We start from the raw sequence: 21452 nt of genomic DNA on the forward strand, positions 1-21452 counted from the left end.
CTGCGCTTAGGACCGAATCCTCCAGCTACGCGCCCTGCGGGCGCTTCGCTCAGGATGACACAAGGCAGTCGCTGACACGAGGTGGTCGCGAGATGGCCCCGTCGGCCAGGGACGTGGCAAAAGGGCTTTCGCCGACGCGCCAGTTGTGCCACAATCATGCTCTAAAGCATCATGCCGCACGCCACGCCCGGTCAGCAGGAACAAGACGCCCCACCGACAGGGGCGCCGCTCCCGGCCGACGAGGACGCGACGCGCGGAACCCAAGCACGCAAGGAGCGTTCCCATGCTCAACTTCTTCCGCAAGAAAGACTCTCGCAACTCCGGAAACGGACCCGCGTCCGACGCTGCCTCCGGAGGCGCTGCCACCTCCGGAGGCGCCTCTGCATCCGACGCCTCTGGCGGCACCGCCACGCCCTACGATGCCCCCGCGCCCTACGCCGCCGGCAGCACCGCCACGTCTGGCGCCAGCGTGCCCGGCAACAACTCCCCCATTCCCTACGGCACCTCCGGCGGCTCCTCCACGCCCCACAACGCCGCCGCGCCTTACGCCAACTCCGGCAACACCTCCGCGCCCGCTGGCAGCGCCTTCGAGCCCGACGACACCGCCCCCGTGCCTGAAGCGCGGCGGACCCCTCAGGAAGTACTCGCCACGTTCAAGGAAGCCCCTTTGCCCGACGCCATCGACGGGCTGCTGTTCCGCGTGTCGATGGCCGCGCCGGGCGAAGTCGACGTCACCTCGTTCGAGCGCTACGCCGCGCGCCTGCTCACCGAGGCCGGCGCGGCCAACCTGCGCGCCATCGCCGTCGAGCACCCGCTTGAGCTGCGACACCTCTCGCTCACGGGACTCTACTGGATCAGCTTCGACGCCAGCTCCATGGAGCCTGAGCAGCGCGCCTGCGTGCTGCGGGTGGAGTCGGCCCTGAACCGCCTCATCCTCGTCAGGCAGACCATGCGGGCGGAGGCCCGCACGCCTTACCATCCCGAGGAGGTCTACGCGCAATGGGACTGGCAGAACATCCGCTCCATCACGCGCTACGCCGAGAGGCGCCTGGAGGGGGCCGAGAAGGAGAACGAGCTGCTCACCATAAGCGGCGCGACGGGCGTGCGCGGCGGCAACTGGGACGTGTGCACGCGCTTCGCCCACGCCTGTGAGACGCTCATACTGCCCTACCGTCTCGAGTACCGCTTCGACGTCGACGTGGCATCGGGCACGGTGGTGGCCGACGTCACGCTCCCCTGCCCTGACCAGATGCCGCGCTCGCAGTGGGTGGAGGACGCGTTCGCGTGGCAGGACCGCACGAGCCAGCAGCCCGCCGCCGCGGCCGCCTACGCGCTGCGCCTGGCGGCGCTCATCGCCGCGGCCGCCTTCGGCTCGAGCGTGGGCATCACGCGCGCGCTCGTCAACGGGCACGAGGGAAGCCTGGACAGCGAGACGGTCCTCTCGCTCGAGTTCGACCGCATGACCTTCGTGATGGGCGTCATGCCTTCCATCAAGGAGGGCGCCACGGCCGCAGCCGGCACCGAGTACGACCCTGCCACGCTGTTCGGCCTGCTCAAGCCCACAAGGTTCGCCGTATCGCCCGACGCGTCCGGGCACAACCTCCCCGTTGAGCCCCTTGCCGCGAACCTCCCCGAGCGCCACATCCCCCTCGCCGAGGACACGCGCGTGCTGCCGCCTGAGCTGGCCGAGCTGCTGCACGCCGACCGCGCGTGCGACCTCGACGTGATGAGCGAGCAGGACCTCGCCATGCGCGAGCGCTTCGAGGCCGCCATGGACGACCGCGACGACTCCCCGCTTCTGGCCACCGCGCAGCTCGAGGACATCGCGCAGAAGGGCGACGAACTCACTGAGGCGAACCTCGCCGCCCTGCGCGAGGCGAACCCCGAGGCCGCCGCAGCCGGCAAGGTGGCGCCGCTGTACTGCGAGGGCCTGTTCGCGCGCTACCTCGTGGGACTCGACGCCGAACCGGGCATGCGCTACGCCCGCGCCTCCGACATGGCGCACGCGGCCCGCGCGGCGCTCTCGCACCTCTACACCGGCATGGGCGACACGGACGGCGGCATCGCGCAGGCGAAGGCGTGCCTCGAGATGGCGCCGTCGGGCCCGTCGGCCTACCAGGACCTCATCACCGCCTACGTGGAGGCCGACCGCTACGACCTCGTGATCGACGTGGCAAAGCAGGCGCTGCGCTACGCCGTGATCGACGACGGCATATTCTACCTGTACTACCGGCTGGCCTACGCGTTCTGGCAGACGGGCCGGCGCGAGGAGGCCGCGGCGTGCTACAGCCGCGTGCCGCGCGCGTCGAGCATGGGCGAGCCCGCCGCGCGCGAGCTGTCCGACCTGCTGGGCGAGATGGGCGACCGTGACCCGGTGGACGGCTCCGAGGCGGCATCCGTCCTGCGCGCCGCGGGCGTCCCGCTCGCGCCGACCGACGAGGCCGTCGAGCTGATGGCGAAGGCCATGGTGGGCCTGTGCGACGCCGGCCTGCCGCTCGCCGCCTCCCCCATGGCGAGGGTCATCGGGCACATCAAGCGCAACGACATCATTAGCTCCGTGGCCTCGTCCCTGAAGGAAGGGGCATAGGGGCACGGGAAAGCAGCGCAGCCGGCGCGGCGAGAGGCTTCCCTTCGCCGCGCCGCTGCGGACACCGATCGGACACCGACAACGGCCCTTTTGCATCCACCTCCTCGGGAAAGGTGGATGAAACAAAGCCGTTGTCGGTGGTTTGCACAAGCGAAATCGCCGACAACGCAGCTTTTGCATCCACTTTTGCCCAAAAACAACCGATAACGGCGCCTTTTCATCCAGAATTCCCCTGAGGTGGATGGAAAAGGGCCGTTATCGGTGTCTACCCAAATCGGCAGCTCCTGCGAACGCCTACCTGGATCGGCGGCTCCCGCAGGCGTCTGCCTGATTCAGGCGACTCGAAGAAACCCGCCTGGTTTGAGCAACCTGCAAGCACCCGTCCGAACCGCCGGCTCCTACGCGTAGAACAGGATCTCGTTGTAGGTGGGCACGGGCCAGAACTCGCGCTCCACGATGATCTCCATGTTGTCCACGGCGGCGCGCAGGTCGTCCATCACGGGGATGATCTCGTGCGCGTTCATGTTCGCGCGCTCCTGCTGGTCGGCGACCTCGAGCGACGCGTAGTGCAGCTCGTGCAGCTTGTTGAGGTGCCTGCTGATCTCGGCCGAGCCCTCGACGAGCGCGCGCAGCTTCGCCTCCTGGCTCGACAGGTCGGCGTCGGGCATCGCCGCGCGCACCTCGGTGATGTGGCGCGCCACCTCGGCGGCGAACTTGTTGACGGCCGGCAGGTAGTCGCGGCGGGTCAGGCGCTTCATCGTGCGGATCTCGATGTTCATCACCTTGTTGTACTTCTCGAGCTTCACCTCGTAGCGGCTGCGCACCTCGGTCTCGGAGAGGATGCCGAACTCGCCGAACAGGTCGATCGACTTCTGGCTCACGAGGCACGGCAGCGCGTCGGCCGTGGTGCGGTTGTTCGCCAAGCCGCGGCGCTCTGCTTCGATCGGCCACTCCTCGGAGTAGCCGTCGCCGTTGAAGATGATGCGCTGGTGGTCGCGCAGCGTCTGCTTGATGTAGTCGATGGCGGCCGCCTCGAGCTCGTCGCCCGACTTGCCCTCCATGACGTCGGCAAACTCCTTGAGCGACTTCGCCATGGCGGCGTTCAGCACCATGTTGCAGTCGGAGAGGTTCTGCGTCGAGCCGGGCATGCGGAACTCGAACTTGTTGCCCGTGAAGGCGAAGGGGCTCGTGCGGTTGCGGTCGGTGTTGTCCTTGAGGAAGTTCGGCAGCACGTCGACGCCGAGGTCCATGGCCACGCGCTCGGCCGAGGTGTAGTCGTGCTCGTCGATGAGCGCGTCCACCACGGCGCCCAGCTCGTCGCCGAGGAACATGGACACGATGGCCGGCGGCGCCTCGTTCGCGCCGAGGCGGTGGTCGTTGCCCGCGCTCGCGGCCGACATGCGCAGAAGCTCCTGGTACTCGTCGACGGCCTGGATGACGCAGGTCAGAAAGACCAGGAAGCGCAGGTTCTCGATGGGGTTCTCACCCGGGTCGAGCAGGTTCTTCTTGCCTGCCGAGATGGACCAGTTGTTGTGCTTGCCGGACCCGTTGATGTTCTCGAACGGCTTCTCGTGCTGCAGGCACACCAGGCCGTAGTGGCTGGCCAGAAGGCGCATCTTCTCCATGGTGAGCAGGTTCTCGTCAATGGCGCGGTTCGTGTTGGCGAAGATGGGCGCCAGCTCGTGCTGCGCGGGGGCCACCTCGTTGTGCTTCGTCTTCGCCGGCACGCCGAGCTTCCACAGCTCGTCGTCAAGCTCCTTCATGAACTCGTTGACCGTGGGGCGGATGGCGCCGAAGTAGTGCTCCTCGAGCTCCTGGCCCTTGCACGGCGGGTAGCCGAAGAGCGTGCGGCCGGTGAGCACCAGATCGAGGCGGTTCTCGTAGTCCTTCTCGGAGATCAGGAAGTACTCCTGCTCGGCGCCGAGCGTGGTGGTCACGCGCGCCGGATGCTCGCCGAACAGCGCCAGCACGCGCTTGGCCTGCTCCTCGAGGGCCTTCATGGAGCGCAAAAGCGGCGTCTTCTTGTCGAGCGCCTCGCCGGTGTAGGAGCAGAACGCCGTGGGGATGCAGAGCACCTCGTCCTTGATGAACGCGTAGGACGTGGGGTCCCACGCCGTGTAGCCGCGGGCCTCGAAGGTGGCACGCAGGCCGCCCGAGGGGAACGAGGACGCGTCGGGCTCGCCCTGGATGAGCTCCTTGCCCGAGAAGCTCATGATGGCGCGGCCGTCTCCGCAGGGGTCGATGAAGCCGTCGTGCTTCTCGGACGTGATGCCCGTCAGCGGCTGGAACCAATGCGTGTAATGCGTGGCGCCCTTCTCGATGGCCCATTCTTTCATGGCGTGGGCGACGACGTTCGCGACCTCGATGTCAAGCGGCGCGCCGTCTCTGATCGTCCTCATGAGCTGCTTGTAGGTGGCCGATGGGAGGCGCTCCTGCATCGTGTGCTCGTTGAAGACCATTGAGCCGTAGATCTCTGATACCCTTGCCATAAAAGTGTCGCTCCTCACTTGCATTCAAGCGGATGTCTCATGCACGGCGCCGACCTCGAAAAACATCGACGACGCATGGAGATACGATACCATGCCCGCGCCGAAAAACCCTCGGTAACTTACCCTCATCAAACTACTGGCCGAATGTTTCGGGAAGTTTTCGGTCGGGAGAACCGTATGTAACGAAAAGCGGGGGCGGGGGCGGGGGCGGGGGCGGGGTGCGGAGCGAGAGGTGCGGGCGGGCGGGCGAGGTGCGGGCGGGCGAGGTGCGGGCGGGCGTGAGCAGGACACGGGCGGAAGACGAGAGCGCGAAAGTGGAGTGCAGGCAGGCTGGCAAGCGAGAGCAGGCTGGCACGCGAATAGAGATCGAAGGGTCACCTCTGGCGAAGCCGAAGCAGGCTCCCTATACTGTATTACATGTAATACCATCCTGCTGGAGGAGGCATTATGGAGTCAGTGCTCACCGTTCGCCTCGACGCGGAGACGAAGGAGCGCGGCGCGCGCGTCATAAGGCGCTACGGCCTCACCCCCTCGCAGTCGGTCAGGGAGCTCTTCGCGTACGCCGTCCGAAACGACGCCCTCCCCTTCGAGAGCGCGCAGAAGCCCTCGCGCGAGGAAGTCGCCCGGCGCATCGCCGCATTCGACGCATGCCACACGAAAGAGCCGCTTGCCCTTTCCGACGAGGAACTTCGCAACCTGCGGCTGAGGGAGCGCTATGGACTTGATGGTTGACGTCAACGTCGTCCTCGACCACATCGGGAGGCGCGAACCGTTCTACGAGCTCTCGCGCCGCGTATGCCTACTCGGCATAACGGGCGAGGCGAGGACGGACATCTCGGCCAACATGGCAACCGACATCTACTACCTGCTGCGCAAGGACTACGGCAGCACCGAGGCGCAGCGCATGATCGAGGAGGACCTGTCGTTCCTGCAGATCGTGGGAATCACGTCCGAAGACGTGAAGGAGGCTCTCGCGCAGAAGTGGAGCAACTTCGAAGACTGCCTCGTCGCGCGCTGCGCCAGCAAGGTCGGCGCCGACTACATCGTCACGCGCAACGTGAAGGACTTCGCCCGCTCCTCCATAAGGGCCCTCACGCCTGAGCAGCTCTTCGCCGAGCTTGAGGCCCGCGGAATCATATACGAGGAAGTCCCCTGGTAGCAAGCGCGCGTTGGCGCGCAGGAACGCATGTGCTCCTACGCAAAAGAAACGGCCCGCCCAGCATGCTGGACGGGCCTCTCGAAGGGGTCTCTTTGCTTTTCGGCGCAGATCCTAGCGGCTTGCGCGCTCCTTGCGACGAGCAACCGAGACGACGCCAAGGGCGGCAACGCCCGCGAGGGCAGCCGCGCTCGCAAAGCCGAAGACGCCGTCACCCGTCTGGGCCAAGGCAGCTTCCGCCTTGTCTTCAGCCGCAGCGTGCTTCGCGGCGATGACCTTCTGGTTCGCCTCCGCCTCGGCGGCAAGCGCCGCCTCGTACTTCGCCTTTGCGTCCTCGTAGGCGGCGACAGCGTCCTTGTAAGCGCTCTCGACCTCGCGATACTCCGCGGAGACCACGGCATGGTCCTTGGCGACCTGGTCAAAGGCGGCCTTAGCGGCATCGAGCTCAACCTGCTTGGCCTGGGCGTCCTTGAAGAGCGCATCGATGTCCGCGAAGCGCGGGTCGGCGACGCCGTTCTTGAGGGCATCCTTGGGATCGATGGCCCGGTAGTCGGCAGCAAGGGCTTCGGCCTGCGCCTTGTTCGCCTCAGCTGCCGCAACGGCCTTGCCAGCGGCGACGACGGCCTCCTGGGCTGCCTTCACGTCAGATTCCGCCTTGACGACCGCCTTTTCGGCGGCCTTCTTGTCAGCTGCGGCCTGATCCTTGGCGGCGAGCAGGGCGTTCAGCTGGCCAAGCCCCTCCTGGGCCTTGCCCGCGCTGGCAGCAGCCGCATCGCGAAGCTGCTGCTTTTCGGTCTGGTCAGATCGGGCGGCATCGAGCGACGCCTTCTCAGCCGCTTCCTTCTGAGCGGCCGCCGTGCTCTTCTCGTTAGCCGCGTTTGCCGCCGACTGAGCATCAGCCAGAACATCGGCAGCGGCAGCGTAGTCCGCCTCTGCCTTTTTGAGGTTGTTGCTCGCGGCCTCAAGGCCGGCAACAAGACCGTTCAGCTTGGATTCGGCATCATCGTAGGCCTGCTGTTTCTCGGACTGGTTTTGCTTGGCAGCATCGAGGGCCGACTCGGCAGCCTCGACCGCCTGGTTCTTCTTATTAAGCTCCTGGTTAAGCGTCGCGAGGTTCGCGTCGGCGCTGGTCACAGCTTCCTTTGCTTTGGCCAGGTTCCCATTCGCAGCGGCAGCTGCCTTGTCAGCAGTGTCCTTGGCAGCCTGACGGCTCATGACTTCCTTGTCACCCTTGTCAACGGCGGCCTGCGCAGCGGCGACACGCTCATTCGCCGCCGTGACCTTATTCGCCGCGCTGGCGGCCGCATCCTGAGCCCTCGTCAGCTGATCCGCAAGCTTACTCTGCTCGGCCTCCGCTGCGTCAAGCTCAGCTTGCGCCTTCGCCGCTGCCTTGTCGGGATCAACCTTTTCGAGGTACGCGTTGAGAAGCTTCTCGAATTCTCCAACTGTGTATATACCTGCAGTAGGTGTACCGTATGAGTAACCAAACGTTTGCCCATAAAAGCAATCCCAGCCACCGTACTGGTTTACTGCGAAACCAGTCGAGATATAGCTGGAATCAACTATATTGAGATAATGCCCAACCCCAGACTGAGCCGAACCCGAAGTTTCTTCATAGAGCTTCTTTTCTTCAGTGTACCATGAAGTAAAAGGATCATAGGGTTTATCAGGAGGATATCCCCATGACCATGCAATATTCTCTCCAACATTATAGGCACCAGAATGTTTCGGCCCATTTACGACCGACCAATTGGACTGAACCTCAGCAATAGCCATGAGATAAAGGCTCACATCTAGCTCTTTGAGGGTGTTGCCCTCCCCTCCCAGAGGATCAGTACCCTCTTTCACTCGAAGCTCATTGCATTTTTTGATCCACTCAACGGTTGCCTTGAGGTTCTCGATGCTCGTCGCATCCCCCTCTGCCCCGATGTGCGTCGCATCAGCAACTTCGCTTGGAGAAGCAGCGCCAAAAAAACTACTAAGCTTAGATGCATCAGCGCTCAAGGGTTTGCCCCTTAGGATGGCCTCCAGGTCATCGGCCAGCTGCTTGTTATCCCCGGCAACTTCCTTGAAGAAACCGAGCGAACCCGTGGCGCGAAGATCGGTCGCCTTCTGCTCGGCAGCAGCCTTCTGAGCCTTTGCATCCTCCACAGCCTGGTCAGCAGCGGCCTTGTCCCTTTCGGCCTCCACGACCTTCTGGTCAGCGGACTGCTTTTCGCTCTCAGCCTGCTTGAGGGCGGCCTTGGCGGCCTCAAGCTCGCTCGCATAGTCCGAAGCGGCAGCCTGAGCCGCCTTGAGGGCGGTATCGGCTGCAACAGCGTCCTGATTCGCGACGTTCGCCTTCTCCTGAGCGGCAGCTTCCGCAGCCTTCGCCTCATTGAGATCGCCTTTAGCCTGAGCAACGTTCTGAGAAGCAGTAGCCTGCTCAGCCTGGGCCTTAGCCAGATCCTGATTGGCCGTTGCCGTCGAGGCCTTCGCCTCGTTCAGTGCGCCTTCCGCAGCCGTCACGGCAGCTTGAGCCTCGGCCCGCTTCTCGTCAGACGCGCTGGCGAGCAGATCGTTGTAATTAGCCTGCGCCTCATCGCGCGTCGCCTTCGCCGCCGCTTCTTGCGCCTGAGCGGACGCGAGCGCACCCTGTGCCTTCGCAGCGGCTGCGTCGGCCTCGTCGCTCGCCTGCTTGGCCGCGTCGTAGGCCGCCTGGGCCTGGGAGGCGGCAGCGGAGGCCTTCTCGAGATCGCCCTCGGCTGCCGCGAGCGCCTTCTGAGTTTCGTCAACCGCCTTCTGGGCCTCGGCAACGGCCTCGGGCGTTGCCACCTCGGCCGCCTTCTGAGCCTCAGCCAGCTTCGCGGTAGCCGCTTCGGCGCTCTTCACGGCATTCTCGTAGGCCTGCTCCTTGGCGGCCTGGTCAGCAACAGCCGCCTCCTCTGCCGCCTCGGCCTCCTCGAGGGCCTTCACGGTGGCCTCCGCCTCGGCTACCGCCTTGTCGGTCTGCGCCTTCAGCTCACCGAGGGCAGCCGCCTCCGCGGCATCATAAGCCTGCTGCGCAGCATCGTAATCAGCCTGGGACTCATCATACCGCTGCTGGGACTCCTCGTAGCCAGGGGTCGCCTCGTCGAGCGCCGCCTTGGCGCCGTCGGCCTCTGTCTTCGCCTCGTCCATGGTGGTCTTCAGCTTGGCGATTTCCGATTGAACGCCCTCGTTGACTTCAGCTGCAATCCGATCGTTAATCTTGTCAACCTGATTGTCAGCAGCAGAAGCCTCGGCTGCAAACGCAAGCGGCGCAGGAGAAACTGCCAGAGATGCCGCCAGCGTTGTCGCCACTATTGACGTGATGAGGGGATTACCCCCCCCCTGAGCCTTTTTCGCATGCTTCGCGTTCTTGACCATATGAACTTCTCCTGTCATCTGAGCAGCAGTTAAGTTAGCTGGAGCTTCTTCTTTTGAGCGTCTGGCAGGCCCTGTGCGAGCAGCACAGGGCCTGCCAGACGCTTTATAATCCCTTGAATTCTGCATCTTCGCTTCAGCTTTTTCAACGATATGGAAACGAACGGGTATTTTGATGTAACCAATAATGGTTTGGCTCCTCCTTAGGCAAGAGACGTCGCCCTATCTGCCCGCTGTGCAAATGCACGCGATCATGCAACGAATGAACAGGTCTTTCAGACGCAAAGAGGCCCGCCCAGCATGCTGGACGGGCCTCTTCTTGGCAAAGCGTATGCCGCTGCGGAACTAGCGCTTGCTGAACTGCGGGCGCTTGCGAGCCTTCTTGAGGCCCGGCTTCTTGCGCTCGACCACGCGGGCGTCACGCGTCAGGAAACCAGCCTTCTTCAGCTCGGCGCGGTAGTCGCCGGCCTCGAGCAGCGCGCGGGAGATGCCGTGGCGCAGCGCGCCGGCCTGGCCCGAGATGCCGCCGCCGTTGATGCGGGCGATCACGTCGAAGTGGCCCTGGGTGTCAGTCACCTTGAAGGGGGTCTTCGCGTAGTTGAGCAGAGCCTCACGACCGAAGTACTCGTCGCCCGAGCGACCGTTGATCGTCACCTTGCCGGTGCCGGGAACGAGACGCACGCGAGCGACTGCGTTCTTACGACGGCCCGTGCCGTAGTACAGAGCTTCATTCGCCATGATTAACCCTCCATCTCAATCTTGCGGGGCTGCTGCGCGGCATGGGGATGCTCCGCACCAGCGTAAACCTTCAGCTTCTTGCCCATGGCACGACCCAGCGTGTTCTTCGGCAGCATGCCCTTGACGGCATGCTCGATCACGCGCTCGGGGTGCTTCGCCATGGCCTCCGCGAAGGTCTCGGACTTGAGCCCGCCGGGATAACCGCTGTGACGATAGTAGGTCTTCTGCGCAGCCTTGGTGCCCGTCAGGCGGATCTTGTCCGCGTTGACGATGATCACGAAGTCGCCCGTGTCAACATGGGGGGTGTACTGCGGCTTGTGCTTGCCCTTCAGGATGTGAGCGGCCTTGGCAGCCACGCGACCGAGAACCTGGTCCTCAGCGTCGATGACGACCCACTCGCGCTCAACCTCACCGGGCTTCGCATAATACGTCTTCACTTAAGTTCCTCCAATAAATGCTTGTCCTACGTGGCGTTTCACCGCCATTGCTTGCGCTGGCGCGCCTTGCAGGATGTGTTTGTTTTCAAAAGTGCAGGTTGCCTTGGCGCTGGTTTCCTACGCCAGCACGCGGGGTGTGGGCCTGGACTCCCTCTTTCCGCGCTCCGCAGCACGTTCTGCGTTTACGGGGCTTTTGAAAGCGAACTTTTGCATTGTATATACGCGCGCGCGAAAAAGTCAACGAGAATTGCGGAAAAGTCGCGAGAATACCCGATGGGAGCTGGGGTGGTGGGAGTTGGCGGGGCTGCGGGATGCGGAGGGTGGCGGGAGGGTGGGGCTGACGGAGGCCAGGTTGGCGAAGGTTGCGTGGCGCTGGGCTGGCGATGGGTTGACGAGATCTGACCCTGGGATCGATAAAGAGTTAGTCATGGCTAACGCTTATGCTGTTTCCAAATTCGGAATCGCTCAGTGGCTTTTTTCCCTATCATAGTGAGCCGTACGAAACTTTTGGGAGGATTACGCCTCGCGCGGCATGCGTGAGAGCGCGCGGCGCGGACGGGCGCGACGGGGGCGGACGCGCCCGCGAAGGACGCGCACGTTTCTGCGCGGCGCAGGCGGGCGGCACCGCGACCGCGCAAGCGGCGCAGGCGGGCGGTGCCGCGGCCGCGCAGGCGACACGGGCAGACGACGCCACAACCGCGCAGACGGCACCGCGGCACGCAGCGCACGAGGCGAGGAGGAGCTTTCGCAATGGAGATGATGGACCCGTTCTGGTTCGTGACGCTGGTCACGCTGCTGTCGGGCGCAGGCGGAACCGGCGTCGGGGGCGTGGTCGGCGCGCTGTGCAAGAGCGACTCAAACCGCACCATCAGCCTGCTTCTGGCGTTCGCGGGCGGCGTGATGACCGCCATGGTGTGCTTCGACCTGCTCGCCGAGTCAGTTGAGGCCGCGGACAAGGTGCTCGACTCGGGCGTGCTGCTGGTGATCGCCTCCGTGGTGGCGGGCGTGGGCGTGGTGTACGGGCTCAACTACGTGATCGACCGGCGGACGCACGACGAGGTGCCCCACGTGGCCGCCGCCGAGCACCCCAAGACGCACGACGACATCGACGAGCTCATCCACGCCGACCACTGGGCCGAACACAAGCGCAACAACGACTCGCGTGCGAGCCTCATGGTAGCGGGCGTGGTGATGGCCTGCGCCATCGCGCTGCACAACGTGCCCGAGGGCATGACCATCGGCGCGAGCTTCGCCATCTCGGACAGCCTGATGCTCGGCACGGGCATGATCATGGCCGTACTCATCGGCCTGCACAACATCCCCGAGGGCATGGCCGTGAGCGTGCCTCTGATCTCGGGCGGCATGGGCCGCGCGCGCGCCGTGGCACTCACGGCGGCATGCGGCCTGCCCACGCTCCTGGGCGCGTGGCTGGGCCTGTGGCTCGGCGACGTGGGGCCCTTCGGGCTGGCGGCCAGCCTCGGGTTCGCCTCGGGCGCCATGCTCTACGTGGTATTCGGCGAGATCATCCCCCAGTCGGTGCTGATGTACCGCAGCAAGGCCCCGGCGTTCGCCGTCATCGTGGGCCTCATGCTGGGCCTGCTCATCATCTTCGCCTAGCGCGCCTCAACGGCAGCGGCTCAACGGCAGCGCTCACGCGCAACGGGGCCTGACGCGGGGGGTGGGGCGCGCCTGCCTGCGTGCGCGCCCCACCCCGAAGCGCCGCGGCCGCCCTCCTGCGAAGGTGCCCTCCGGCGCCCCTCCCCCGCAGCCGCTAGACGGCGGCGAGCGCCTGGTCGAGGTCGGCGATCAGGTCCTCGGCGGCCTCGATGCCGCACGACAGGCGCACCAAATCGGGCGAGATGCCGGCCGCCGCCAGCTCCTCGTCGTTCATCTGGCGGTGCGTGGCGTTGGCCGGGTGCAGCACGCAGGTGCGCGCGTCGGCCACGTGCGTGGCGATCTGCGCGAGCTTGAGGTTCGCCATGAACGTCTCGGCCGCCGCGCGCCCACCGGCCACGCCGAAGCTCACCACGCCGCACGCGCCCTCAGGCAGGTACTTCCGCGCGCGCTCGTACTCGGCGTCGCCCTTAAGGCCGGGGTAGCGCACCCAGGCCACCTTCGGGTGCGCGGCCAGGTGCTGCGCCACCGCCAGGCCGTTTCTCGCATGCTGCGCCATGCGCAGGTGCAGGCTCTCGAGGCCCATGTTGATGAGGAACGCGTTCTGCGGCGCCTGGATGGAGCCCAAGTCGCGCATGAGCTGGGCCGTCGCCTTCGTGATGTAGGCGCCCTCAAGCCCGAAGCGCTCGACGTACACCACGCCGTGGTAGCTCTCGTCGGGCTGCGTGAGGCCGGGGAACTTGTCCGCGTGCGCCGTCCAGTCGAACTTCCCCGCGTCCACAATCACGCCGCCGACGGTGGCGCCATGGCCGTCCATATACTTGGTGGTGGAGTGCGTGACGATGTCGGCGCCCCACTCGATGGGGCGGCACAGCACCGGCGTGGGGAACGTGTTGTCCACGATCAGCGGCACGCCATGCGCGTGCGCGGCCGCGGCGAAGCGCTCGATGTCGAGCACCGTGAGCGCCGGGTTCGCGATGGTCTCGCCGAACACGCACTTCGTGTTGGGCCGAAACGCCGCCTCGAGCTCGGCGTCCGTGCAGTTGGGGTCCACGAACGTGCACTCCACGCCCATGCGGCGCATCGTGTGCGCGAGCAGGTTGTACGTGCCGCCGTAGATGGACGCCGACGACACCACGTGGTCACCCGCGCCCGCGATGTTGAACACCGCGAAGAAGTTCGCCGCCTGGCCCGACGAGGTGAGCATGGCCGCCGTGCCGCCCTCGAGCTCGGCGATCTTGGCCGCCACGTAGTCGTTCGTGGGGTTCGCCAGGCGCGTGTAGAAGTAGCCAGACTCCTCCAGGTCGAAGAGCTTGCCCATGTGCTCGCTCGTGTCGTACTTCCATGTGGTGTTCTGGTAGATGGGAATCTGGCGCGGCTCGGCGTTGCCCGGGCGGTAGCCGCCCTGCACGCAGGTGGTGCTGATCGACTGGGTCATGGCAGGTGCTCCTTCGGCTTGGGGTGATCCGTCGTGCGTCAAAACGTAGTGATTCGCCTATTATAGTTTTGCAACCGATAATCCGATGCGCGTTTTCTTCGATAGCCAGTTGCAAAATCTTCGTATTGCGCGAAGCCGAACACGTGGCGCCGCCCTGCGCGCAGTTCCTTTATAGTAAGCGGAACACACCATCTGAAAGGATCCCGCCATGCCCATCCGCATTCCCGACTCACTGCCCGCAACCGCCGCGCTTGAGAGCGAGAACATCTTCGTCATGACGGAGTACCGGGCCGTTCACCAGGACATCCGCCCGCTGAAGCTGCTGCTTTTGAACCTCATGCCCACCAAGATCACCACCGAGACGCAGATCCTGCGCAAGCTGTCGAACACGCCGCTGCAGATCGAGGTGGAGCTTCTGCAAACCGCCAGTCACGACGCGAAGAACGTGGCGGCCGAGCACCTCGAGACGTTCTACACCACCTTTGACGAGGTGCGCGACCGACACTTCGACGGCCTCATCATCACGGGTGCGCCGGTCGAGCTGCTTGACTTCGAGGACGTGGACTACTGGGAGGAGCTCTGCGCCATCATGGAGTGGTCGAAGACCAACGTGCACTCCACGCTGCACATCTGCTGGGGCGCGCAGGCCGGCATCTACTACCACTACGGCGTGCCCAAGCACGAGCTGCCGCAGAAGATGTTCGGCGTATTCGAGCACGACGTGGTCAAGCGCACCTCCCCGCTCATGCGCGGGTTCGACGACGCCTTCCGGGCGCCGCACTCCCGCTACACCGAAGTGCACGCGGTCGACATCGAGGCGCACCCCGAGCTGGAGCTGGTCGCCGTGTCGGACGAGGCCGGCGTCTACATCGCGAAGTCGACGGACTCGTCGAACTTCTTCGTGTTCGGGCACCCCGAGTACGACCGCGGCACGCTCAAGGCCGAGTACGACCGCGACGTGGCGCGCGGCCTCGACATCGCGCTGCCCGCACATTACTACCCGAACGACGACCCCACCGCCGAGCCGCGCTCCACCTGGCGCGCCCACGCCCAGCTGCTCTACACCAACTGGCTTAACTACTACGTGTACCAGACGACGCCCTACGACATCGACACGATCGGCGAGCCCGAAGAGAAGTAGCTGGTGCGGCCGCGAGATGCGCGGGGCTGCAGGGTGCGTTTGCGCACCTACGAAGTGCGAGAAACGGCTGGTGGTGTAGAATGTTTCACGTGAAACATTCGTTCTGCCGCAAAGGAGGGGAATCCGCGATGCCGAGCAGCGAGCCGCAGGTGCGCGTAGTGCACAAGCCAGTCGTTCCGCGCAAGGCTGGTGAGAAAGCGCGAAGCGCGAACGGCGCAGGCGAACAGGACGAAGCGGGCATCCACAGCAACGCAGCGCACGCTGCCGCACATGCCGCAAGCGCACCCGACCCCTTCCTGCGCGCGGAGAACGAGGACGACGACGGCTACGACCCCTACTCCGACCGCCCCGCCGAGCGCGAGCCCCTCTTCGAAGCAAACCCCTGGAACTAGCCGCCGCACGCAATTCCACCGCGCGCGGTCACCACAGTTTCCTGCATCGCGTCTCCCAACACGTCTCGTGCGGTTTCTCGCAACACGTTGCGAGAAACCGCACAAATGCCAGCACGTTTCAAAAAAGAGCGAGAGATTTCTCGAGTACTTTCTCAGCGTGTTTAACGAAACACGTTTCGCAAAACGTCACGAACGCCGGCACGCTTCTCGCGTCGTGTTTCTCCCAACGCGTTTGGCACAGACTCCTGCGTCGTGTTTCTCGCGTCACGTTTCGCAAAATACGCCTTGCGCGTTTCGCAAAACCGCACGAATGCCGGGGCGCTTCTCGCGTTGCGCCCCCCTCAACGCGCCCCACGAAATGCGCCCGGCGCGTTTCGCAAAACGTCACGAACACCGGGGCGTTTTTCGCACCATATTTCGCAAAACGCGCCCTAGGAATCCCCGAGGAGCATGTCGGCGGTCACTTCGACGAGGGACTCTGCGAACAGGTCGGATTCCCTCTTCAAATCATCCTTGGTTGCGGACAAGTCACAGTCGTGGACGCCGAGCGTGCGATAGCCGGCCGCGTTGAGCGTCCGTATGGCGTAGATCGCGTCCTCCACGCCCCAGGTCTGCTCCCGCGTGGTGCCGAGCGCCTCGCGCGCGCGGTCGTACACCGCGGGCTCGCGCTTCGAGGCCCCCACCTCGTCAACCGACACCACCGCCCGCAGGTACGGCGCGAACCCCGCCACGCGCAGCCCCGCATCGAGCAGCGGCTTGGGCGAGGAGGACGCCACCGCCATGGGCACGCCGCGCGCGTCAAGGGCGCGCACGAGCTCGAGCGCGCCCGGCTTCGCTACCGCGTGGCTCTCGTAGAAGTCGCGCATGATCTCGTCGATCATGCGCTCGACGTCGGCGCCCGACTCCCCCAGCCCGAACCTGCCGTGCAAATACGCGCCGCACTCGGGGATGGTCATGGTGGTGAGGATGTCGGTGTCCTCCTTCGTGAGCTCCACGCCCACGCGCCCAGCAAGACTTGACTCTAGCTCCCGCCATGCCGCCATCGAGTCAAGCAGCGTCCCATCACAATCAAAGACAACGCCCACGCGCTTCTCCTGCATCAATGCACTCCTTCTCCGCCTCTTCGGCACGTTCGGTCAACTACCCTGCGTTCTGCATCTATGAGCAAAGAAGGGGGTCTGCGACCCCCTTCGAAACTCCAGTCAAATCCGACCCGCCTCAGCGCGACCAGCGCGACCAGCAAGGCAGACCCCGGCGAAGCCCGCTACTCCTCGACGCGGATGAGCGACGGCTCGGCGTGCAAGACGTCGTCGAGGCCGCGGATCTCCTCGATGACCTCGCGAATCGCGCGCTCCTTGGCCGTGTGCGTCACGTAGACGATCTCGACGGTGCCGCCGTTCTTCTGGCCGCGCTGCACCACCGAGTGCACGCTCACGCCGTGGTTGGCAAACACGCCCGCCATGGCCGCCAGGACGCCCGGGCGGTCCGACACGGTGAAGCGGATGTAGTACTTCATCGAGAGCTCTTCGATCGGCAGGATGGGCAGCTCGTCGGTGCAGGTGCAGCCCACGATGGGGTTGATGCCCTGCTGCATGTGGCGCGCCACCTCGAGCACGTCGCCCATGACCGCGCTCGCCGCCGCGCCCGCGCCGGCGCCCTCGCCGAAGAACATCGTCTCGCCCACGAAGTCGCCCGTCACGTAGATGGCGTTGAACACGCCGTTCACCTTCGCCAGCTGGTGGTCGACCGGGATCATGGTGGGGTGGACGCGCACGTCGATGCCGCCCTCGGTGCGGTGCGCGATGGCCAGCAGCTTCACCACGTAGCCCATGTCGCGCGCCGTCTCCAGGTCGACGGGCGTGATGTTGGTGATGCCGCGCGTGTACACGTCGTCCATGGTCACGCGCGAGTTGAACGCGATGGACGCCAGGATGGCGATCTTGGCGGCGGCGTCGAACCCGTCGACGTCGGCCGACGGGTTCGCCTCGGCGAAGCCCTTCGCCTGCGCCTCGGCGAGCACGGCGTCGTAGTCCATGCCGTCCTCGTCCATGCGCGTGAGCATGTAGTTGGTGGTGCCGTTCACGATGCCCATGACCGAGCTGATCTCGTTGGCGATCAGCGAGTGCTTCAGCGGCCCGATGATGGGGATGCCGCCGCCCACGCTGGCCTCGAAGGCGATCTCGCGGTTCTTGGCCGCGGCCGTCTCCATGATCTCCTTGCCGCAGGTGGCCATGAGCGCCTTGTTGGCCGTGACCACGTTCTTGCCGGCAGCCAGCGCGTCGAGCACCACGGTGCGCGCGAACGTGGTGCCGCCGATCAGCTCGATGACCAGGTCGATGTCGGGGTCGTCGATGATGTCGCGGAAGTTGTCCGTGAACAGGTGCCCCACGCCGTGCGCCTCGGCCTCGGACGGGTCGAGCGAGCACACGCGCGCCAGCTCGATGTCGATGCCGTAGTGGCGCAGGAACGCGTCTTTGTGCTTCAAGATGATGTCGATGCAGCCACCGCCCACCGTGCCGGTGCCCACCAAGCCAATTCTAACCGCCATGTCGTGCTCTCTCCTTCGTTTTGCCGCGAAGCGCGAATCCCTCGAACCTACAGATCTCGCTGATAGAGATCATTATACGTTTCGCGGCGCGTCACCACGCGCGCGACGCCGTCTTTTACGAACACCACGGCCGGGCGCGGCTGCCCGTTGTAGTTCGAGGCCATGGTGGCGCAATACGCGCCCGTGCCGAACACGCACACGATGTCCCCCAGGTCAGGGTGCTGTAGCGGCATGTCGATCACCACCGCGTCGCCGCTCTCGCAGTGCTTGCCGCACAGCGTGACGATCTCGGTGCGCGGCTGTCCCGCCTTGTTCGCGATGGTCGGCTCGTAGTCGGCGTGGTAGAGCGCCGTGCGGATGTTGTCGGACATGCCGCCGTCGACCGCCACGTACTTGCGGATGCCCGGCAGCGTCTTGAGGATGCCCACGGTGTAGAGCGTCACGCCCGGCGTGGCTACCAGGCTGCGGCCCGGCTCCACCATCAGGCGCGGCAGCGGCAGACTGTGCTGCTCGCACAGCTCGCGCACGGCGGAGCAGGTCACCTCGGCGAAGTCCTCGATGGAGGACGGCTGGTCCTCGGCGGTGTAGGCGATGCCCAGGCCGCCGCCCAGGTCGAGCTCCTCGATGACGCAGCCGTACTCGTCGCGGATGCGCGCCATGAACTCCACCATGACGGCCGCCGCCTCACGGAACGAGTGCAGCGCGAAGATCTGCGAGCCGATGTGGCAGTGCAGGCCGACCAGGCGCACGTTCGGCGTCTCGAGCGCCGTGCCCACGCAGATGAACGCGAAGTCGTCGCGCATGTTGAAGCCGAACTTGGAGTCCTCGCAGCCCGTGCGGATGTACTCGTGCGTGTCGGCCTCCACGCCCGGCGTGATGCGCAGGTAGATGTCCTGCACCTTGCCCAGGCGCCCGGCGATCTCGCTCACGCGCGCCAGCTCGATGCGGCTGTCCACCACGATGCGGCCGACGCCGGCGGAGATGGCCTCCTCGAGCTCCTGGGGCGTCTTGTTGTTGCCGTGCACGAACACGCGCTCGGCCGGGAAGCCCACGCTCAGCGCGCACGCCAGCTCGCCGCCGCCCGACACGTCGAGGCACATGCCCTCGGCGTTCGCCAGGCGCACGACCTCCTTGTTCAGAAACGCCTTCGACGCGTAGATGATGTCGGAGTTCTCGTAGCGGGCGCGGAAGGCGTCGCGGTAGGCCTCCATGCGGCTTACGAGGTCGGCCTCATCGAACACGTAGAGCGCCGTGCCCTGCTCGCGCGCGAGCTTCACCATGTCCACGCCGCCGATGAACAGATGGTCGTCGCGCACCTCCGCGGTCATCGGCAGCACCGCGCCCAAGTCCATGGTGGTGCGGTTGTCGGGCTGTTTCGTCAGGTCAGAGGCGGGCAGAGACATAGCGGTTCCTTTCGTGAGCCGGACTTGGCGCCGCAGGGCGCGCAAAGCCGACAGCCTAGCATCGAGCGTGTGAAGTCCACAGTATACCGTGACGAACAAAAGCGCGTTTTTCCATCAGGTAAATTGTCGGGAAAATATCCGCCGCCATTGTCAAGAAGATGCAGGGCCTGTTCGCCCAGGATGCTATGTCCCGTGCTATCCTGAGCGATCAGCCTCTCCACGTGCCATCCTGAGCAGAGCGTTCGCAGAGCGCGGAGCTGCGTCTCCTGCTCTGAGGGAGTCGCCCTCAGTGTCACTGAGCGAGCAGGTCCTGCACGTGCCATCCTGAGAGAGTCGTCCTCAATGTCATCCTGAGCGAGCGAAGCGAGTCGAAGGATCTGGCCCCGAGCATGGCGCGCCCGCATGCAACACTCAGCCGCGGCCAGATCCTTCGACTCCGCGCCCTGCGGGCGCTTCGCTCAGGATGACACGGGAGAGGAGCCCTTCGCTCACTCAGCGACAGGACGGGGAGCACCTCGCTTGCCCGGGATGGCAGACGCAGCGGACGCTCAAAGTCCCAGGCCCGCTTCGCATAAAGTCTCCTATAATGGGGCAGAACTATTATCTTTAGCGAAGGGAGATTCCCATGGCCAAGCAGGAACCGTCAATCGACCAGTGGCTCGCCGAGGCGAAGGCCGACCCGAAGGCGGCGCAGTGCGGCATGTTCCTCACGCATAACGGCGTGGTGCGCGTGACGCCGAAGGCGCAAGTGCGTGAAGGCGTCGAGGGCCTCGGCGAGGTGGCGCAGGTCGAGTTCTCCTATGACGCCGCCGGCCTCGAGGCCGCCGTCAACGAGGCGCTCACCTGGGACGGCGTGTACTACGTGCGCGTTTGGCTGAACGAGGGCACCTGCAGCGTGGGCGACTCGCTCATGTACGTGCTCATCGGCGCCGACATCCGCCCGCGCTGCATCGACGCGCTGCAGAAGCTCGTCGGCAAGATCAAGAGCGAGCTCGTGGTGGAGAAGGAGATCTACGCCTAAAGCACGTTACGGGTGCGCAACGGGCGCGGGCACGAGGCGCGCGGCGGGCGCGGGCACGAGGCGCGGGACGGTGGGCAGCTACGACCACACCACCGCGGCACGAGGTGCGCGGCGAGCTCAGGGGCCCGGAGTGCGTGCGAGTGCGCGGCGGGCGCGGGTGCTGGCACGAGGTGCGCGACGGGCGCGGGGCGCAGCTTTCCTTGCGGCTGCCCCTTCGGTATTATGGAGCGCACAGCGCTCCGACGAGAGGGGGAAGACCCATGCTCACCGAGAACATGACCCAGGCCTACCTGGACCGCATCAGCTTCACCGGCCCCGCCCGCGCCGACCGCGCCACGCTCGACGCGCTCGCCCGCCGGCACCAGTGCAGCGTGCCCTTCGAAACGGTCATGCTGCACCGCCGCGGCGCCGTGCCTGACCTGGACGTCGACGTCCTCTTCGACAAGGTGGTCACCCGGCGCCTCGGCGGGTACTGCTTCGAGCTGAACAAGCTGTTCGAGGAGCTGCTGCGCGCGCTCGGGTTCGATGCGCGTCCCGTGTTCTGCCGCTCGGTGCGCGGGCGCGACGCGCGCATGCCCATCAACCACCGCGGCGTCCTCATACGCCTCGACGAAGGCGACTTCTTCGTTGACGTGGGCTTCGGCGGCCCCATGCCCGCCGGCGCGCTCCTGCTCGCAAACGGCGCGGAGCAGCACGTCGCCGGCGAGCTCTACACGCCCCGCCGCGTCGACCGCGCCTTCGACCGCACCTGGTGGCAGGTCGAGCGCGTCACGCACGCCGCGCGCGACCTGTATGACGACGAGGCGCCCGAGCGGTGCCAGGTGGAGCTCGAGCTGTGCACCGCCGCCGTCGAGGACATCGACTTCAACGCGCTCAACCTGTTCTGCGCGCAGCCGGGAACGCTCTTCCGCGACCACGAGGTGGCGAACCTGCGCACCGCGGACGGCTACCTCGGCCTCAAGGACGGCGTGCTCACCAGGCGCGCAGGCGGCCAGAAGAAAGTCACCGAGCTGCCCGACCGCGCCGCCGTCGACGAGGCGCTCGTCACCTTCTTCGGCATGAAGACCATCCGCAACTGGCCCGCCGAAGGATAGAGGCCCCAAG

16 protein-coding genes are annotated in these 21452 nt (G+C 65.5%); 8 read left to right on the top strand and 8 right to left on the bottom strand.

The window, feature by feature from the left end; genetic code table 11:
• The first annotated feature begins 283 nt into the window (after positions 1-283).
• A complete protein-coding gene (locus G7Y50_RS00090; RefSeq protein WP_165047000.1) occupies positions 284-2587 on the top strand; it encodes a tetratricopeptide repeat protein in 2304 nt (767 codons plus the stop codon).
• 398 nt (positions 2588-2985) lie between these two features.
• Here G7Y50_RS00090 and G7Y50_RS00095 read toward each other — a convergent pair whose 3' ends face one another.
• On the bottom strand, positions 2986-5076 hold the full coding sequence (locus tag G7Y50_RS00095; RefSeq protein WP_165047002.1) for a glutamine synthetase III: 2091 nt from the start codon (positions 5074-5076) through the stop codon (positions 2986-2988).
• A gap of 447 nt (positions 5077-5523) precedes the next feature.
• Here G7Y50_RS00095 and G7Y50_RS00100 point away from each other — a divergent pair, with 447 nt between their 5' ends.
• Both G7Y50_RS00100 and G7Y50_RS00105 read left to right on the top strand, forming a co-directional pair.
• The gene (locus G7Y50_RS00100) at positions 5524-5808 is read left to right on the top strand and encodes a type II toxin-antitoxin system RelB/DinJ family antitoxin (protein ID WP_165047004.1); all 285 of its coding nucleotides are present in this window, start codon (positions 5524-5526) and stop codon (positions 5806-5808) included.
• Entirely contained in the window at positions 5792-6235 is a 444-nt protein-coding gene (locus tag G7Y50_RS00105) for a PIN domain-containing protein (RefSeq protein ID WP_165047006.1), read from the top strand. Before G7Y50_RS00100 ends, G7Y50_RS00105 begins: the two co-directional genes overlap by 17 nt.
• A gap of 111 nt (positions 6236-6346) precedes the next feature.
• Here G7Y50_RS00105 and G7Y50_RS00110 read toward each other — a convergent pair whose 3' ends face one another.
• From G7Y50_RS00110 to rplM, 3 genes are all read right to left on the bottom strand, one after another.
• The gene (locus G7Y50_RS00110) at positions 6347-9619 is read right to left on the bottom strand and encodes a CAP domain-containing protein (protein ID WP_165047008.1); all 3273 of its coding nucleotides are present in this window, start codon (positions 9617-9619) and stop codon (positions 6347-6349) included.
• A gap of 342 nt (positions 9620-9961) precedes the next feature.
• Complete coding sequence (gene rpsI, locus G7Y50_RS00115) at positions 9962-10354, bottom strand: 30S ribosomal protein S9 (RefSeq protein WP_165047010.1); 393 nt, start codon at positions 10352-10354, stop codon at positions 9962-9964.
• A gap of 2 nt (positions 10355-10356) precedes the next feature.
• On the bottom strand, positions 10357-10791 hold the full coding sequence (gene rplM, locus G7Y50_RS00120) for a 50S ribosomal protein L13 (RefSeq protein WP_165047013.1): 435 nt from the start codon (positions 10789-10791) through the stop codon (positions 10357-10359).
• A gap of 750 nt (positions 10792-11541) precedes the next feature.
• On the opposite strand from rplM, the gene G7Y50_RS00125 reads away from it, so the two are divergent.
• Complete coding sequence (locus tag G7Y50_RS00125) at positions 11542-12408, top strand: ZIP family metal transporter (RefSeq protein WP_241156394.1); 867 nt, start codon at positions 11542-11544, stop codon at positions 12406-12408.
• Positions 12409-12562: 154 nt separating this feature from the next.
• Here G7Y50_RS00125 and G7Y50_RS00130 read toward each other — a convergent pair whose 3' ends face one another.
• Positions 12563-13843: an O-acetylhomoserine aminocarboxypropyltransferase/cysteine synthase family protein gene (locus tag G7Y50_RS00130; protein ID WP_165047016.1), complete on the bottom strand. Its 1281-nt coding sequence runs from the start codon at positions 13841-13843 to the stop codon at positions 12563-12565.
• A 208-nt stretch (positions 13844-14051) separates the two neighbouring features.
• Here G7Y50_RS00130 and metA point away from each other — a divergent pair, with 208 nt between their 5' ends.
• Positions 14052-14984, top strand: a complete 933-nt coding sequence (metA, locus tag G7Y50_RS00135) for a homoserine O-succinyltransferase (RefSeq protein WP_165047019.1) — start codon at positions 14052-14054, stop codon at positions 14982-14984.
• A gap of 128 nt (positions 14985-15112) precedes the next feature.
• A complete protein-coding gene (locus G7Y50_RS00140) occupies positions 15113-15376 on the top strand; it encodes a hypothetical protein (RefSeq protein ID WP_165046952.1) in 264 nt (87 codons plus the stop codon).
• Between the two features lie 431 nt (positions 15377-15807).
• Here G7Y50_RS00140 and G7Y50_RS00145 read toward each other — a convergent pair whose 3' ends face one another.
• The 3 genes from G7Y50_RS00145 to lysA all read right to left on the bottom strand — a co-directional run bounded on the left by G7Y50_RS00145 (position 15808) and on the right by lysA (position 19327).
• Complete coding sequence (locus G7Y50_RS00145) at positions 15808-16476, bottom strand: HAD family phosphatase (RefSeq protein WP_165047021.1); 669 nt, start codon at positions 16474-16476, stop codon at positions 15808-15810.
• A 164-nt stretch (positions 16477-16640) separates the two neighbouring features.
• Positions 16641-17924 carry a homoserine dehydrogenase gene (locus G7Y50_RS00150; protein ID WP_165047024.1) on the bottom strand — a complete coding sequence of 428 codons (1284 nt, stop codon included), beginning with the start codon at positions 17922-17924 and terminating at the stop codon, positions 16641-16643.
• Positions 17925-17971: 47 nt separating this feature from the next.
• Positions 17972-19327, bottom strand: coding sequence for a diaminopimelate decarboxylase (gene lysA, locus G7Y50_RS00155; RefSeq protein WP_165047027.1), 1356 nt, complete (start codon positions 19325-19327; stop codon positions 17972-17974).
• A gap of 625 nt (positions 19328-19952) precedes the next feature.
• Between lysA and G7Y50_RS00160 the strand changes: the two genes are divergently transcribed.
• Complete coding sequence (locus tag G7Y50_RS00160; protein ID WP_165047029.1) at positions 19953-20348, top strand: molybdenum cofactor biosynthesis protein MoaE; 396 nt, start codon at positions 19953-19955, stop codon at positions 20346-20348.
• Positions 20349-20608: 260 nt separating this feature from the next.
• Entirely contained in the window at positions 20609-21442 is an 834-nt protein-coding gene (locus G7Y50_RS00165) for an arylamine N-acetyltransferase (protein ID WP_165047032.1), read from the top strand.
• Positions 21443-21452 lie beyond the last annotated feature (10 nt).

The organism is Adlercreutzia sp. ZJ176 (genome assembly GCF_011038975.1).
Taxonomy (GTDB): Bacteria; Actinomycetota; Coriobacteriia; order Coriobacteriales; family Eggerthellaceae; genus CAAEEV01.

Excerpts from the sequence above, each read along its gene's own strand:
- G7Y50_RS00090 (WP_165047000.1), top strand. The coding sequence starts at position 284 with ATGCTCAACTTCTTCCGCAAGAAAGACTCTCGCAACTCCGGAAACGGA.
- G7Y50_RS00095 (WP_165047002.1), bottom strand. The coding sequence starts at position 5,076 with ATGGCAAGGGTATCAGAGATCTACGGCTCAATGGTCTTCAACGAGCAC.
- G7Y50_RS00100 (WP_165047004.1), top strand. The coding sequence starts at position 5,524 with ATGGAGTCAGTGCTCACCGTTCGCCTCGACGCGGAGACGAAGGAGCGC.
- G7Y50_RS00105 (WP_165047006.1), top strand. The coding sequence starts at position 5,792 with ATGGACTTGATGGTTGACGTCAACGTCGTCCTCGACCACATCGGGAGG.
- G7Y50_RS00110 (WP_165047008.1), bottom strand. The coding sequence starts at position 9,619 with ATGGTCAAGAACGCGAAGCATGCGAAAAAGGCTCAGGGGGGGGGTAAT.
- rpsI (WP_165047010.1), bottom strand. The coding sequence starts at position 10,354 with ATGGCGAATGAAGCTCTGTACTACGGCACGGGCCGTCGTAAGAACGCA.
- G7Y50_RS00125 (WP_241156394.1), top strand. The coding sequence starts at position 11,542 with ATGGAGATGATGGACCCGTTCTGGTTCGTGACGCTGGTCACGCTGCTG.
- G7Y50_RS00130 (WP_165047016.1), bottom strand. The coding sequence starts at position 13,843 with ATGACCCAGTCGATCAGCACCACCTGCGTGCAGGGCGGCTACCGCCCG.
- metA (WP_165047019.1), top strand. The coding sequence starts at position 14,052 with ATGCCCATCCGCATTCCCGACTCACTGCCCGCAACCGCCGCGCTTGAG.
- G7Y50_RS00140 (WP_165046952.1), top strand. The coding sequence starts at position 15,113 with ATGCCGAGCAGCGAGCCGCAGGTGCGCGTAGTGCACAAGCCAGTCGTT.
- G7Y50_RS00145 (WP_165047021.1), bottom strand. The coding sequence starts at position 16,476 with ATGCAGGAGAAGCGCGTGGGCGTTGTCTTTGATTGTGATGGGACGCTG.
- G7Y50_RS00150 (WP_165047024.1), bottom strand. The coding sequence starts at position 17,924 with ATGGCGGTTAGAATTGGCTTGGTGGGCACCGGCACGGTGGGCGGTGGC.
- lysA (WP_165047027.1), bottom strand. The coding sequence starts at position 19,327 with ATGTCTCTGCCCGCCTCTGACCTGACGAAACAGCCCGACAACCGCACC.
- G7Y50_RS00160 (WP_165047029.1), top strand. The coding sequence starts at position 19,953 with ATGGCCAAGCAGGAACCGTCAATCGACCAGTGGCTCGCCGAGGCGAAG.
- G7Y50_RS00165 (WP_165047032.1), top strand. The coding sequence starts at position 20,609 with ATGCTCACCGAGAACATGACCCAGGCCTACCTGGACCGCATCAGCTTC.